This window comes from Metasolibacillus sp., assembly GCF_025291715.1.
Classification (GTDB): domain Bacteria; phylum Bacillota; class Bacilli; order Bacillales_A; family Planococcaceae; genus Metasolibacillus; species Metasolibacillus louembei.
In genome coordinates this window covers 75,090-89,572 of record NZ_JAMBIZ010000010.1, presented here as the reverse complement: position 1 = coordinate 89,572, position 14,483 = coordinate 75,090, and the positions used below count along the sequence as shown (strand labels likewise).

Annotated in this window: 13 protein-coding genes and 1 other annotated feature; of the genes, 11 read left to right on the top strand and 2 right to left on the bottom strand. The window is 38.4% G+C overall.

The genetic code is table 11. The features are described 5' to 3' along the window. Positions 1 to 54 precede the first annotated feature (54 nt). The 4 genes from M3Z76_RS08860 to moaA are packed head-to-tail and all read left to right on the top strand — an operon-like array spanning position 55 to position 2,315. Complete coding sequence (locus M3Z76_RS08860; RefSeq protein WP_293922498.1) at positions 55 to 498, top strand: molybdenum cofactor biosynthesis protein MoaE; 444 nt, start codon at positions 55 to 57, stop codon at positions 496 to 498. After that, the gene (locus M3Z76_RS08855; RefSeq protein WP_293922501.1) at positions 491 to 724 is read left to right on the top strand and encodes a MoaD/ThiS family protein; all 234 of its coding nucleotides are present in this window, start codon (positions 491 to 493) and stop codon (positions 722 to 724) included. Before M3Z76_RS08860 ends, M3Z76_RS08855 begins: the two co-directional genes overlap by 8 nt. Further along, complete coding sequence (gene mobA / locus M3Z76_RS08850) at positions 721 to 1,302, top strand: molybdenum cofactor guanylyltransferase (protein WP_293922503.1); 582 nt, start codon at positions 721 to 723, stop codon at positions 1,300 to 1,302. Before M3Z76_RS08855 ends, mobA begins: the two co-directional genes overlap by 4 nt. Beyond that, the gene (gene moaA, locus M3Z76_RS08845; protein WP_293922506.1) at positions 1,302 to 2,315 is read left to right on the top strand and encodes a GTP 3',8-cyclase MoaA; all 1,014 of its coding nucleotides are present in this window, start codon (positions 1,302 to 1,304) and stop codon (positions 2,313 to 2,315) included. The genes mobA and moaA overlap by 1 nt, the downstream gene beginning before the upstream one ends. 258 nt (positions 2,316 to 2,573) lie before the next feature. Here the strand turns inward: moaA and M3Z76_RS08840 are convergent, their stop codons facing one another. Together M3Z76_RS08840 and M3Z76_RS08835 are read right to left on the bottom strand one after the other, a co-directional pair. Then, complete coding sequence (locus M3Z76_RS08840) at positions 2,574 to 3,701, bottom strand: IS4 family transposase (RefSeq protein ID WP_293922508.1); 1,128 nt, start codon at positions 3,699 to 3,701, stop codon at positions 2,574 to 2,576. Then, on the bottom strand, positions 3,643 to 4,008 hold the full coding sequence (locus M3Z76_RS08835) for a hypothetical protein (RefSeq protein ID WP_293922510.1): 366 nt from the start codon (positions 4,006 to 4,008) through the stop codon (positions 3,643 to 3,645). Before M3Z76_RS08835 ends, M3Z76_RS08840 begins: the two co-directional genes overlap by 59 nt. 275 nt (positions 4,009 to 4,283) lie before the next feature. Further along, positions 4,284 to 4,490, bottom strand: a binding site (T-box leader). A gap of 194 nt (positions 4,491 to 4,684) precedes the next feature. On the opposite strand from M3Z76_RS08835, the gene M3Z76_RS08830 reads away from it, so the two are divergent. From M3Z76_RS08830 to M3Z76_RS08800, 7 genes are all read left to right on the top strand, one after another. Then, entirely contained in the window at positions 4,685 to 5,629 is a 945-nt protein-coding gene (locus M3Z76_RS08830) for a YybS family protein (protein WP_293922512.1), read from the top strand. Between the two features lie 12 nt (positions 5,630 to 5,641). Next, positions 5,642 to 7,612: a DHH family phosphoesterase gene (locus tag M3Z76_RS08825; protein WP_293922514.1), complete on the top strand. Its 1,971-nt coding sequence runs from the start codon at positions 5,642 to 5,644 to the stop codon at positions 7,610 to 7,612. Further along, the gene (rplI, locus tag M3Z76_RS08820; protein WP_293922516.1) at positions 7,612 to 8,058 is read left to right on the top strand and encodes a 50S ribosomal protein L9; all 447 of its coding nucleotides are present in this window, start codon (positions 7,612 to 7,614) and stop codon (positions 8,056 to 8,058) included. Before M3Z76_RS08825 ends, rplI begins: the two co-directional genes overlap by 1 nt. Positions 8,059 to 8,071: 13 nt before the next feature. Further along, positions 8,072 to 9,430 carry a replicative DNA helicase gene (gene dnaB, locus M3Z76_RS08815; protein ID WP_293922518.1) on the top strand — a complete coding sequence of 453 codons (1,359 nt, stop codon included), beginning with the start codon at positions 8,072 to 8,074 and terminating at the stop codon, positions 9,428 to 9,430. Positions 9,431 to 9,584: 154 nt separating this feature from the next. Next, positions 9,585 to 10,871: an adenylosuccinate synthase gene (locus M3Z76_RS08810; protein ID WP_293922519.1), complete on the top strand. Its 1,287-nt coding sequence runs from the start codon at positions 9,585 to 9,587 to the stop codon at positions 10,869 to 10,871. A gap of 367 nt (positions 10,872 to 11,238) precedes the next feature. Further along, complete coding sequence (locus M3Z76_RS08805) at positions 11,239 to 12,711, top strand: peptidoglycan DD-metalloendopeptidase family protein (RefSeq protein ID WP_293922520.1); 1,473 nt, start codon at positions 11,239 to 11,241, stop codon at positions 12,709 to 12,711. Positions 12,712 to 13,488: 777 nt separating this feature from the next. Beyond that, positions 13,489 to 14,292, top strand: coding sequence for a hypothetical protein (locus M3Z76_RS08800; protein ID WP_293922522.1), 804 nt, complete (start codon positions 13,489 to 13,491; stop codon positions 14,290 to 14,292). Positions 14,293 to 14,483: the final 191 nt, after the last annotated feature.

Here is a 14,483-nt window from a genome sequence, read left to right as displayed (position 1 = left end):
ATCGTTACAAGATGAATTAGATGAATGGTTTGTGGATTACCTGGAGGAGAAGTCATGAAGGCATTTGAAATCGTAGATCAACCACTCGAACCGCAAAAGTATGCAGATTTCGTGTTACGCCCAGAAGCAGGGGCCGTAACCGTATTTACAGGGCACGTACGTGAATGGACAAAAGGGATTCGAACCGTCTATTTAGCTTACGAAGCGTATGTTCCAATGGCGGAGAAAAAGCTTGCTGAAATTGGAGATGAAATCACAGAGAAATGGCCGGAGACTCGCGTGGCCATTGCCCACCGAATAGGAAAACTAGAAATCGGAGATGTGGCAGTCGCCATTGCAGTATCGTCTCCACACCGAAGAATTGCCTATGAAGCCAATGAATATGCCATTGAACGAATCAAAGAGATGGTGCCAATCTGGAAAAAAGAAGTGTGGGAAAACGGCGAAGAATGGGTTGGAGATCAACGACAGAAACCAGAGGTGAATGTAATTGAATGAGATCTTGTATTTTGCAGGTGCGAAAGAGTGGACGGGAAAAGCGCGGGATGAACACAATTTTGCCGGCAAATCAGTGAGTGAGGTATGGGCATGGCTAACAACTGAATATGCAACAATCCCTCAAGAAGGAGTGCGTTTAGCTGTGAACGAAGAATATGCAATGCTTGAAGATGTTATCGAGTCTGGAGATGTCATTGCCCTCATTCCGCCAGTGAGTGGAGGATGATGAAGACGGTAGGTATTTTACTGGCAGGGGGTGAATCGAGACGCTTTGGTTCTCCCAAGGCTTTCGCTGAAAAAAACGGTACGTATTATTATTCGTATGTATTTAATGCGATGACCCCATTTTGCGACGAAATCGTCATCAGTACACGTCCTGAACTTATTCGCCGTTTTAAGCAGCATGAAGTAAAAATCACGGATGCGTCGCCTTTCCAAGGTCATGGCCCTCTAGCAGGAATCTATACGGTGATGGAAGCCTATCAAGCAGAGCGTTATATCGTGTTGCCATGTGATATGCCTTATATGTCTGCGGAAGCAGTAGAGCAGTTACTGATACATGCGTCACCGAATGTAACAGTCAGTGCTGTGCAACTTAAAGATACCCAACTACCACTCGTCAGTGTATGGAACTATCAAATGAAAGAATTGTTGTTGCGTCAACTGGAGCAGGGAAACTTGCGTGTCATGTCTCTATTCGATCAGGTGCAAGTCAACTGGATTCCCGGACAAAAAATCAGCCGTGATGAAGCCACGTTTTCCAACATCAATCATCCGGCAGACATAGAAAGGGGGCAGCCGTAATGAGGTCGCCTGTACAAGATTACTGGAACAGACCGATACGTGACCTGCGAATTTCTGTAACGGACCGCTGTAATTTCAGATGTTCGTATTGCATGCCGAAAGAAGTTTTTGGCGATGATTATGTGTTTCTGCCTAAGCAAGAATTGTTAAGCTTTGAAGAGATCAAACGCGTGACAGAACAGTTCGCCAAGATGGGCGTGAAAAAGATTCGTCTTACAGGTGGTGAGCCTTTAATGAGGCAAGGACTTCCTGAGCTGATTCGCCAACTTTTCACGATTCCTGGTATCGAAGACATGGGACTTACGACAAATGGGCTGCTTCTTGGCAAAAAAGCGCACGATTTATATGATGCGGGTCTTCGCCGTTTGAATATCAGTTTGGATTCATTAGATTCCGACACGTTTGGCCAATTGAACGGACGTGGTATAGCCCCTTCTCATATTTTAAAGAATATTGATTTGGCCACGGAGATTGGTTTTGAAGTGAAGGTAAATATGGTCGTTCAAAAAGGAATCAATGATAGACATCTCGTTCCAATGACAGCGTATTTCAAAGAGCGAGGGGTTACGCTTCGCTTTATTGAATTCATGGATGTGGGAACCGATAATAAATGGAGTTTTGAAAAGGTCGTGACGAAAAAGGAAATTTTAATGCAACTTGAGGAACACTTTGACCTAGTACCAGCTGAAGAAGCGTATTTTGGCGAGGTGGCCAAGCGTTATCGTTTCCGGGATGGTTCAGGTCAGATTGGCTTTATTACATCGGTGTCTGAGTCTTTCTGTTCTTCCTGCACGCGTGCAAGGCTCTCGTCGGATGGAAAATTTTATACGTGTTTGTTTGCAACGGAAGGTTTTGATGTTCGTGCGCTTGTAAGAAGCGAATTGACGGACGACGAGCTCTATGATGAATTAGTAGCCGTGTGGACAAAACGTCGTGACCGTTACTCAGATGAACGAACGGAAGAAACAGCCAAATCCCGAAAAAAAATTGGCATGTCTTATATTGGTGGATAATCAGTGGATGGAATAAAACAAGTGAAGGGAGTTTCTCGTTATCAGAAGCTTACTTCGTTTGTTTTATTCCAAATTTTCTTTTACTATGAATCAATCTTCTTAGAGTCTTTAGAAAGATGTTTTTCAATTAGGGGTCCCGTCACATACCCATCAAGCTAACAACGTAACTAGCTAGATTCGAATCGTTTCTTTCTGATAACTAACCAATGGACGAAAAACAAGCATGCCAAATAAGCCTCGAAAAAAGCGTTTTTTTCGCTAGGCAGCTTGTCTAGGCTTCACCGTCGTTTCATACACAACGCCTAAAATATCAAAAACCGTCATCTTTTTAGCTCGATGACACTTACGACCGTTCTTTGAGAGTAGCTGATACAAGCGATGCAGAATTTTTACCAGTTCTTCTGTGCCAACTGCGATCGCTTGAAAGAATAATGGAAAATAATCTTTAATCATATAAATCGCTTTGTATTCGCTCAGCTCCTGCTTTTTCTTTTCGAGCAGGAGCTGTCGCATTTGAAACATTGTTGAAGAACAGAGAAGAATGCCAATGAGCTGTCCATATAAATGACACTCGAGGCGTTCTTTTTTGATTGTTTTACAGGCATCGATTTCAAAAAATGACTTCCATGTTTTAAATAAAATCTCGATCTGCCAGCGCAATGAATACAGGGCATGTACGTCCTTCGTTGGGACTTCTTTAGGTGATGTGTTCGTGATGTAGACGTTCATGCCCATTAAGCGTTTACTTTTCTCCTTCATGACAATGCCCTTCTTCTTTTCACGAATGGCTTGGTTTTTCAAGCGTGTTTGCGTTTGGTCGTCGGTTAAGCGATGGATGATGACACGTGCTGGTAGCTTTTGTTTTTGACCAATATACGCCTTCTGTATTTCAATCGTTTCACCAGGTGAAAGATTCGCCATTAGTTGGGCCATATTGAGCTGGATGTATTCCGTTTGTTTTTTCAACGTCCCATTTTTGAAGGTTTCTGGCGCAGGGTTCTTGAGATAAATCCGTGTATTGAGCTTCAGCCGTGAGATATAGTACGCCTTTTTCTCATGAATGACCTGTAAGTCGCCTAAATCGAAGTAGCCAAGATCGCGCAGGCATACATCGCCAGCCTCGACCGTTTGAAGACAGATGGTTCCGTACGTTTTATCATTGTTTTTTCCTGGTCCAACATGTACGTTCAGAAATTGACCACTGAGTAAGTCGTATTCCAATTGGATTTTTACACCCGCCGTGTTACTACTGCCACCCGATCCTTGATACTCACGAGCGAACGCATCTGGCAATTGAAAGACGGTCGCATCTAAAATACGGATTCGCTTAAACCGAGACATCAAGGTGTCGGGGGAGTGATTGATTCGCACAGAGCTTTTGTGCAAGCAGCGTGCGAAAGACCTCTCGAAGATAAGCAACGGCTGCCTGATTAAAGCGTTGATTCAAGCCTTCTGCGCTCATCGATACGCCCGTCGAAGCCTCTAACCGACTAGATAATTGGATAAGGGATGTGCTCCCAACCTCCTGACTCAACCAGACACAAAGGGCAATGAGTTCATTGGCTTGATATTTACTTTTGCGTTTGACAAAGCCAACGCGTTTAGCGATATTCTGTAGCACTGCTGGGGATAAACACACATGTAACTCTTGTGCGAAAAGATTCAGTTCATTGGATAGGATTCGATTCATCAAAAACGCCATCCTTTCTTGTAAACTACTGCTGTTAAAGAAAGAATAACGTTTTTTTCATTTTGGGGGTATTGATGTGCTTAGCTTGATGGGTATGTGATGCTACCCCCTCTATATAAAAATAAAAAAACCTCGCCTCAAAAAAAGGGCATTGAAAAACTAGAAACAATCATTTTTTTACAATACAAATCTTGCTTCTTTATTCAATTTAACCATTAAAAAAGTCGATTTATATCACAAAACTTGTGACAAATCGACTTTTTCAGTGCCCTCCCTCAAAAAGAGACGAAGTTTTTCGCGGTTCCACTCTACTTGGTTAATTGTTAACCCACTTTATACTATAACGGTAGCTGCCGTTCATACATACTTTTGTTTCTGTATAAAATCTCCTAGACGAGTTCAAATAGGCTTTCTTATTGCTTCGCACCAACCAGCAATTCTCTGAAAGAACCTCTTATTTTACTACTTCTAATCATGGACTTTGACATTTCTGTTTAGTATATATAAGTTAGAATGTTCAGTCAATATTTTTTGTTAGACCAATCATGTGTTCGCTTTTGTACTTTGTTTGTAGCATAAAAAAATGATACAATAGAATAATGAGAAAGTAAGGTGCTAAAACGTAGCATTTTGACTTCCATATTTGCAAAAGTTTTAAATGATAAAAGGAAGGTTCTTCATGCCGAATAATCAAACAAGAAAATTAGTACACAGTAGTGTTGTAATTGTTCTGTTTACAATTATTATGCTTATCACTTTTTATGTACCATTAGTAAGTATTGTGGCAATGGGATTTGCGCTGTTGCCGATTGCATGGCTTGCAGCAACATATGATCGAGCAAATGCGATTGTTGTTGCGATAATTGCAAGCAGCATTACATTTATCTATGGTGGTATTATTATGTTACTGACATCGATAGTGTTTGCGGTAGCAGGTTTAGTCATAGGTGATGCAATACGCAATAAGAAAAGTAAAATTTATTTGTTCATGTCCACAGGTTTGGCATTGTTATTTACATTTTCAATTTTGTATATAGCGCTTGCGAAATTTTTTAATTTAGATTTTGTGAAGATTAGTCAAGAAATTGCTAAAACAAGTTATGAGCAATCGATTAAAATGGCGGAGCAGTTTCCGTTGCAACAACCTGTTACACGAGAAAGCTTAGATGAAGCGTTCCGACTAATGGAGGCTGCATTACCATCTACAATTATTATATCTGCCTTTCTTTTAGCGTTTGTATTGATATCGATTAACTTACCATTATTAAAGCGTTTCAAAATCGATGTACCAAAATTTGCACCATTTAAAATGATGCGCTTGCCAAGAGCTGTGCTATGGTATTACTTAATCGTACTATCTATTAGCATGTTTGTACGTCCAGAAGTAGGTACATTTTTATATATCATTATACTTAACGCCTCAGTTGTTTTATGGTTGCTTTTAACATTACAAGGTTTATCATTTATCTTCTTCTTATTAGATGAATACAAATCGCCAAGCTTTTTAAAGGGCTTAGTTGTCATTATTGCAATACCGCTTTACTCATTTATCATTTTGCTCGGTATTATTGATTTAGGCTTTAATATGCGTGAATATGTAAAGGGTAAAATCCATAAAAAATAAGGAGCTGTTACGATGGATATGTTTAGAAAGAGATTAATTCGCTATCCGCTTTTTCTGATATCTTTGTTATTGCTAGTGGCGGCTATCTTCTTATTTTTATGGAATATATGGATTGCGATTGGCTATGTGCTAGTAGCGATTGGCGGATTATTTTACGTTTGGAAAATGGAGCAAATAGCGTATGCTGAAACAGAAAAGCATATTGAAAAGCTTTCTTTTCGGATGAAAAAAGTTGGAGAAGAAGCCTTTTTAGAATTGCCAATAGGGATTATCTTAATTAATAAAGACTACAATATTGAATGGGCTAATCCATTTATTTTGAATATTTTAGAAAAAGATTCCCTCATTGGAGAAGAGCTGTTTACGATTTCAGAGGATTTATATAGCGTCATGCATCCAGAGGAAAAGCGAGAGCTGACTGTCACGATTGGTGAGCGTAAATATCGAACGTACTACAAGGAAACAGAAAAGCTATTATATTTCTTTGATGTGACGGAGCAAGTAGAAATTGAAACACAGTATTTTGCTGATCGTACCGTCTTGGCAGTATTATTTATTGATAATTACGATGAGCTGACACAGGCAATGGATGACCAAACGCGCAGTTTAACGAATACGATGGTTACATCTATTGTTAATGAATGGGCTGCACATTATGGAATTTACGTGAAGCGTGTGTCCTCAGATCGCTTTTTAGCTGTGTTAAATGAATCCATTTTAGCTGAGCTTGAGTTAAAGAAATTCGAAATTTTAGATACGATAAGAGAACGCACTTTGCAAAAGAATATGTCGCTAACCTTGAGTATCGGCGTTGGGGCAGGCTCGTCCTCATTAGTTGAGCTTGGTGAGCTGGCTCAATCTAGCTTAGATTTAGTATTAGGGCGTGGTGGAGATCAAGTCGCGATTAAGCAGCCGAGCGGAAAATTGCGCTTTTATGGAGGAAAAACAAATCCTGTTGAAAAGCGTACTCGCGTAAGGGCGCGTGTTATTTCCCATGCGTTAAGAGATTTAATACAAGAAAGCGATCAAGTATTTGTAATGGGACATAAACAGCCTGATATGGATGCTATTGGTGCAGCTATCGGTGTTCGAAAAATGGCACAAATGAATAAAGTAGATGGCTATATCGTCGTTAATTTTGATGATTTACATGGTAGCGTACAAAGGCTGATGAATGAAATTAAAGGGAAGTCTGACTTTTATCAACGCTTTATTTCACCAGAGGAAGCATTATCAAAAATGACACCCAAATCACTATTAATCATTGTTGATACACATAAGCCAAGCATGACGATTGATGACCGTTTGTTTAATAAGATTGATAAAATTGTTGTCATTGACCATCATCGTCGAGGTGAGGAATTTGTGACGAATCCGACACTTGTTTATATGGAGCCGTATGCATCTTCAACAGCCGAGCTTGTAACAGAGCTGCTAGAATATCAGCCAAAAAGTGAAAAAATAACGCCATTAGAGGCAACGGCGTTACTATCGGGCATTATCGTTGATACGAAAAGCTTTACATTACGTACAGGTGCACGTACATTTGAAGCAGCCTCATACTTAAGGACACATGGTGCTGATACAATATTAGTACAACAACTATTAAAAGAGGATGTTGATACGTATATTGAGCGCTCGAAAATCGTACAAACGGTTGAATTTGCTTTTCCAGGAATTGCGATTGCGCATGGAGAAGATAGGCGCAATTATGATTCAGTTATTATCGCACAAACAGCTGATATTTTATTAACGATGAAGGACGTATCTGCATCATTTGTGATTGCACATCGAGCAGATGGTTTAATCGGCATTAGCGCAAGATCGTTAGGTGAAACAAATGTCCAGCTTGTAATGGAAAAACTTGGCGGCGGTGGGCATTTAACAAATGCAGCAGCACAAGTAGAGGCACATTCAATAGATGAAGCAAAAAAATATTTAATTGATGCAATTGCACAAGTAATTGAAGGGAGTAATGAATAATGAAAGTTGTATTTTTAAAGGATGTTAAAGGAAAAGGTAAAAAAGGTGAAATTAAAAATGTAGCAGATGGTTATGCGCAAAACTTTTTAATTAAAAATGGCTATGCAGTGGAAGCGAATAATCAAGCATTAAGCCAGCTGGAAGGACAAAAAAAGCTAGAAGAGAAAAATGCAGCAGCTGAGCTACAAGCAGCTAAAGATTTAAAAGACAAAATTGAAGCATTAGAAGTAACGGTTAAAGCAAAATCAGGAGAGGGCGGCCGCTTATTCGGCTCTGTCTCAACAAAGCAAATTGCAGATGAGTTACAAAAAATACATGGCATTAAAATTGATAAACGTAAAATGGAGTGCAACGACGGTATTCGTTCTTTAGGTTATACAAATGTACCAGTAAAACTTCATCAAGAAGTAAAGGCTACATTAAAAGTACATGTTATTGCTGAATAAGGGGAGCATATAGATGAATGACTCTATGATAGACCGCGTGCCGCCGCATAATCATGAAGCAGAGCAATCGGTTATTGGTGCGATATTTCTTGAGCCACAGGCACTGATTACAGCATCCGAAATTTTAATACCGGAAGATTTTTATCGTCGCGCACATCAAATTATTTTCCAAACGATGCTCACATTAAGCGACCAAGGAAAAGCAATAGATGTCGTTACTGTTACAGAGGAGCTTTCCGTAAAAAAAGAGCTAGAGGATGTCGGTGGTCTATCGTATATTTCTGAGCTAGCGAACGCGGTCCCAACTGCTGCTAATATTGCACACTATGCAAAGATTGTAGAAGAAAAGGCGTTACTACGCCGCTTAATTAGTGTTGCAACGAAAATTGTGCAGGATGGCTATACACGTGAAGATGAAGTAGAGGCATTATTATCAGAAGCCGAGAAAAAAATGATGGAGGTAGCCAACCGTAAAAACGCTGGTGACTTCAAGCATGTGAAAGATGTTCTCGTTGATACTTTTGATAATATTGAGAAGCTACAATCAAGACAAGGTGATGTTACAGGGATTCCGACAGGCTTCCGTGACCTAGATAATATTACAGCAGGCTTTCAACGCAATGACTTAATTATCGTAGCAGCTCGTCCATCTGTGGGGAAAACAGCCTTTGCTTTAAATGTTGCACAAAGCGTAGCAGTTCAGGCACGTGAAAATGTCGCTATCTTCTCATTGGAGATGGGGGCAGATCAGCTTGTAATGCGTATGCTCTGTGCCGAGGGCAATATTGATGCTCAAGCTTTACGTACAGGTGCATTGTCAGCAGAGGATTGGGGCAAGCTAACAATGGCGATGGGGAGCCTTTCAAGCTCAGGCATTTTTATTGATGATACGCCGGGGGTACGAATTAATGAAATTCGTGCAAAGTGCCGTCGATTAGCGCAGGAGCATGGGCTAGGCATGATTTTAATCGATTATTTACAGCTTATTCAAGGTAGTGGACGTCCTGGAGAAAACCGTCAACAAGAGGTATCGGAAATTTCTCGTTCTTTAAAGGGGCTTGCACGTGAATTAAAGGTGCCAGTTATTGCGTTATCACAGCTATCGCGTGGTGTAGAGCAGCGTCAAGATAAGCGTCCGATGATGAGTGACTTGCGTGAGTCTGGTTCGATTGAGCAAGATGCCGATATCGTTGCATTCTTATATCGCGATGATTACTATGACCGTGAGTCTGAAAGTAAAAATATGATTGAAATCATTATTGCAAAGCAACGTAATGGTCCAACAGGAACTGTTACACTTGCCTTTAAAAAGGAATTCAATAAATTCCTTAATGTAGATTGGTCGCAATATGAAGCACCACCAGAATACTAAAAATGGTAAATGATAGCACTAAACACGAACGATCACAGTTTAATATTGTGATAGCGTTCGTGTTTTTGTTTGACATTAACTAGCAAATACTGCTACAATTATTCTGCTTATAATAAGGGACGTAAATAAAACGTCTGTCGGAGGTGCTCGTAGCATGACATCAGTAGTAGTTGTGGGAACACAGTGGGGAGACGAAGGTAAAGGGAAAATTACCGATTTTCTATCGAAGCAGGCGGACATTATCGCACGCTTTGCAGGTGGAGATAACGCGGGACATACAATTAAAATTGCAGGCGAAACATATAAGCTGCATTTGATTCCTTCAGGTATTTTTTATAAGGAAAAAACATCTGTTATCGGCAACGGCTTAGTTGTTAATCCAAAGTCACTAGTAACAGAATTGCAGGGCTTACAGGCACGTGGCATTGACACATCAAATTTGCGTATTTCGAATCGCGCACATGTTATTTTACCGTACCATATCCGCCAAGATATTGTGGAGGAAGAAAGTCGTGGAGACCAAAAAATAGGTACGACAGCTAAAGGAATTGGTCCTTGCTATCAAGATAAAATTGCACGTATCGGCATTCGTATGGCGGATTTATTAGATAAGGAAATTTTTGAGCAAAAGCTACGTGACAATGTAGCGCTAAAAAATCGTTTGTTTGAAAAGTTTTATGAAGTAGATGGCGTAAGCTTTGAAGATATTTTCGAGGAATATTTCGCATACGGTCAACAATTGGCACAATATGTAACAGATACATCAAAAATTTTAAATGATGTGCTTGATGAAGGTGGGAAAGTGCTATTTGAAGGGGCACAGGGCGTTATGCTTGATGTCGATCAAGGCACATATCCATACGTGACATCTTCCAATCCAGTAGCTGGTGGTGTAGCAATTGGTGCTGGTGTAGGTCCTAACTACGTATCACGTGTTGTAGGTGTATGTAAAGCTTATACTTCTCGTGTTGGGGACGGCCCATTCCCAACAGAGCTACATGATGAAATCGGTCAACGAATTCGCGATGTAGGTCGTGAGTATGGTACAACAACAGGCCGCCCACGTCGCGTAGGCTGGTTTGATTCTGTAGTTGTCCGTCACTCTCGTCGCGTTAGTGGAATTACAGACCTAGCATTGAACTCAATTGACGTATTATCTGGCTTAGAAACAGTGAAAATTTGTACGGCCTATGATTACAACGGTGAAATCATTACAGAATACCCTGCAAACCTACATATTATTGAGCAGTGTAAGCCAATTTATGAGGAGCTACCAGGTTGGGCAGAGGATATTACAGCCGTGCGCACATTGGAGGAGCTACCAGAAAACGCTCGTCGCTATATCGAGCGAATTCTTGAATTAACAGGTATCAATTTAATGACATTCTCCGTAGGCCCAGCACGTGAGCAAACAAATATTGTAGCAAATATTTGGGAATAGATGAAATGAAAAAACTATGATTCGCTAGCCTTTTATAACGAATCATAGTTTTTTTATGTATAGAATAGGAAAATTTTGAGTATAAATGACATTAATAAAGTACTAGTAAATTGTATGATTAAACATGTTCTATGTAGGGGGAAAAGCCAGATATAGCGGTATTGGCATCTCTCTTAAAGGTGCAATATAATCTTTTTTTCTATGATAAAATCAGAATGTAACAAATCTTTTTGAAATAATACAGTTTCATTACAAAATAGCAAAACAGTTCAATTGAACTAAAAAATATGGTACATTGTAAAAGTGTGATTTTACACTGAAAATAGTCCTATATGTCTATAGGACAAATTTTGGAAGGGGCTTTACAATGAGTTCGAAATGGAATATAGCAAAAGATGCTCATCGACAGCTAGATAGCCTATTAAAACAGCCAACAACAAAAATAAAACAAGTAGCAGCTACTGTTTTACTATGTTCTACATTAGTCGTGCCTTTTGCCTTTATTAAAGAAGCTGAGGCCAACGCTACTTTCGGGGAAATTTATCATATATATGCAAACAATAGCTACATAGGTGCTGTTTCAAATCCAGAGGCAGTAGAACAATTACTTGCACAAAAGGAGCAACAGGCGAGTGAAAAATACGCTGGACTAGCAGTAGACGCACATTCAAATGTTGAAATTATTCCAGAGCAAGTTTTTGAAGCAAGTGCAAATGATACTGAAACATTAACAAAGCTAGAGGCTGCCTTAGTTATTGAAGCAGATGCCCATTCATTAAAGGTGAATGGTGAGACAATAGCTTATGTCGAGAACGAAGACGCACTGAATGAAGTGTTAAAGCAATTAAAGCTACAGTATGTAACTGAAGATGAGCTAGCATCGCTTACTCAACCAGCTACTGCTCAATTACCCGTTTTACAGGATGATGAAACACGCATTGTAGATATTTCATTATCAGCAGAAGTTAATGGCGAGGCAACAAAGGCATTGCCAAATGAAATTTTAAGCGTTGATGAAGCTGTTCAGTTTTTACAAACAGGTATGCTAGAGCAACAAAAATATGCGATTCAATCTGGTGATGTGTTAGGCTCAATTGCACATGCACATGACTTAACAATTGAAGAGTTAATGGAGCTTAATCCAGGAATCGATACATCAACAGTTTTACAAATTGGTCAAGAGTTAAATGTAACAGTAAATAAACCTTTCATTACAGTAAAGGTAGTGGAAGAAAAGTTTAAAGTTGAAGCAATTGACCATGCGAAAATGGTTGAAGAAGATGAAACGATGCTTAAAGGAGAAAAGGTCGTAAAACAAGAAGGGGCAGACGGCAAGAAGGAAGTCACTTACTTAATTACAACTGAAAATGGCAAGCGTACAGAGCGAGCTGTCAAAGAAGAAAATATTATTTCAGAGCCTTCAAGTCGTATTGTTGTTGTCGGTACGAAAGTCATTCCATCACGTGGAACAGGCTCATTTGCATGGCCAACGAATGGCGGCTATATTTCAAGCCATATGGGAAGCCGTTGGGGCGAATTCCACCGAGGTATTGATATTGCACGTCCTTCAAACTATACAATTAAAGCAGCAGACAATGGTGTCGTAACATTTACAGGCTGGGACGGTACATATGGTAATAAAATCGTTGTTAACCATAACAATGGCTATGAAACAGTTTACGCACATCTTTCACAAATCGATGTAACAGTTGGACAAGTTGTTGCACAAGGCTCAGCACTTGGTATTATGGGTTCAACAGGTAATTCAACAGGGACACATTTACATTTTGAAGTGCATGAAAACGGAGCGGTTGTTAATCCGTTGTCGTATTTAAAATAATATAAAGCTTTCAGGCATAGTAACATGATATTATCCTCTTAAAGTTAGGTTTTTATCATGTAACTAATTGGCTGGCATATGTTCGGTATTTTACTGGGCTCATGCCAGCCAATTTTTATTTAACTTAATCATTATTATAGTAACCAATATATTTCTCAATTATCTTTTTTTAATGCTTCATAGGAGAATATTTCCTCATCATAATACATTTCTTGCTTGAGTAAGATAAAATGCTCCTCATGATTACATTGTCTGGATATGTTGCTTTATGAGACTTGCTTTGGGAATCTTCTGTTGATAGTGTCAACCTTAATCGGAATGAATCGTTGTTCCATATTATACATGCTCAGAAATGATGTAGTGTGTTTGTTTAAGTGAATTAACCATGAACTCAAGCGTTGGGTGTTCCGATAGACTAAACCCAATGATTATCTCCATAATAAAGCTTAAATACAGTTTTCCATTGTTTACACATTTGAATACTGTTACGTCTAATCATTACATTTAACTTGAATTGAACAGAATAAAACTGCTCAGCACCTTACTTGAGATTCTATAGTAATTCCATATTCCCTCAATATATTTAGCTATAGAAAAACATCCGAAAAATTATTCTTTTTACTCTAAATTCTTTTGAGATGTAGAATCGCATGTGATATTTTTTGATAATTATTAATTTATAAAATAAAAAATATATAAATAATTTTAAATATTTACTTATATATAAAATCAGTATAAGATTAAGGTAATCTTACATATAAGCACAGTGGTGTAAATATGAAATTATCAAAAAAAGTGTTGGCAAGTCTAATAGGAGCAACTTTATTTATTACAGGTCCATTGAGTGTGGTTAATCCTGCGAAAACTTTTGCTTCTGAAAGAAATATGATGAATAATACACAGGTTAAAATAGCGAATTCCCTAATAACGGAGAATTCCAATAAATTTAGTCTAGAGGTATCTGATGCTATTATTGATGTGGATATTAACTATACTGATAATGGTGTAAGAGTGGAAACAATAACAAATGGTACTGAAGAAAATATTTTTATTTATAATAAAGATACTAATATTGCTATGATGAATAATAGAGTAATAAATATTGAATTTAATGAATATATTGAGCCTGAATTGATTTATAATTCCGATGAGTTTTTGAATTCTGGTTTTTCTACATTTGCCTCACCTGATGATACTCCAGTATATGTTGTGACTAGAGATATGGCATTTTCAGATGTGGTAGGAACTATTGGGGCTATTGTAGGGGTAATTGCTGGTGTTATAGCTATTGCTAACTTAGCTGGAATAGCAATACCAGCAATATTGATTCAAGCTAAAGTTGCAGATTGGCTTTCAGTAATTGGTATGGGTCTTACTTTTGCTTCTATGCCTTTAAATGGTAAATTTACATTTAAATTATATAGAACAAAGGATATGTTTGATACAGGTTATGGTGGCGTATCAAAGCAATATAAATATCGTTATCAAGATTTACGTACTGAAGGTAAATTAGGGAATTTATCAATGAATATACAATTGGTAGATAAAGGTAATTGGTGGTGGCAGTCAAAACCATATTAAGAATAGTAAATTAAAGATATAAAAAATTGAGATAGCATATTGTTACTTCGATTTTTTATATGCATTCAAATCTATTCATAATCAAATAAGTTTGAATATATCAATAAGTAGATTTAGAGAATTCAATATAAATAATGTTTAATAATAAAGAAGCCTCTATAAATCAATGTTTGTTTTTTAGCCGAAAAGGG

Excerpts from the sequence above, each read along its gene's own strand:
- M3Z76_RS08810 (WP_293922519.1), top strand. The coding sequence starts at position 9,585 with ATGACATCAGTAGTAGTTGTGGGAACACAGTGGGGAGACGAAGGTAAA.
- M3Z76_RS08800 (WP_293922522.1), top strand. The coding sequence starts at position 13,489 with ATGAAATTATCAAAAAAAGTGTTGGCAAGTCTAATAGGAGCAACTTTA.
- moaA (WP_293922506.1), top strand. The coding sequence starts at position 1,302 with ATGAGGTCGCCTGTACAAGATTACTGGAACAGACCGATACGTGACCTG.
- M3Z76_RS08860 (WP_293922498.1), top strand. The coding sequence starts at position 55 with ATGAAGGCATTTGAAATCGTAGATCAACCACTCGAACCGCAAAAGTAT.
- mobA (WP_293922503.1), top strand. The coding sequence starts at position 721 with ATGATGAAGACGGTAGGTATTTTACTGGCAGGGGGTGAATCGAGACGC.
- rplI (WP_293922516.1), top strand. The coding sequence starts at position 7,612 with ATGAAAGTTGTATTTTTAAAGGATGTTAAAGGAAAAGGTAAAAAAGGT.
- M3Z76_RS08830 (WP_293922512.1), top strand. The coding sequence starts at position 4,685 with ATGCCGAATAATCAAACAAGAAAATTAGTACACAGTAGTGTTGTAATT.
- M3Z76_RS08825 (WP_293922514.1), top strand. The coding sequence starts at position 5,642 with ATGGATATGTTTAGAAAGAGATTAATTCGCTATCCGCTTTTTCTGATA.
- M3Z76_RS08805 (WP_293922520.1), top strand. The coding sequence starts at position 11,239 with ATGAGTTCGAAATGGAATATAGCAAAAGATGCTCATCGACAGCTAGAT.
- dnaB (WP_293922518.1), top strand. The coding sequence starts at position 8,072 with ATGAATGACTCTATGATAGACCGCGTGCCGCCGCATAATCATGAAGCA.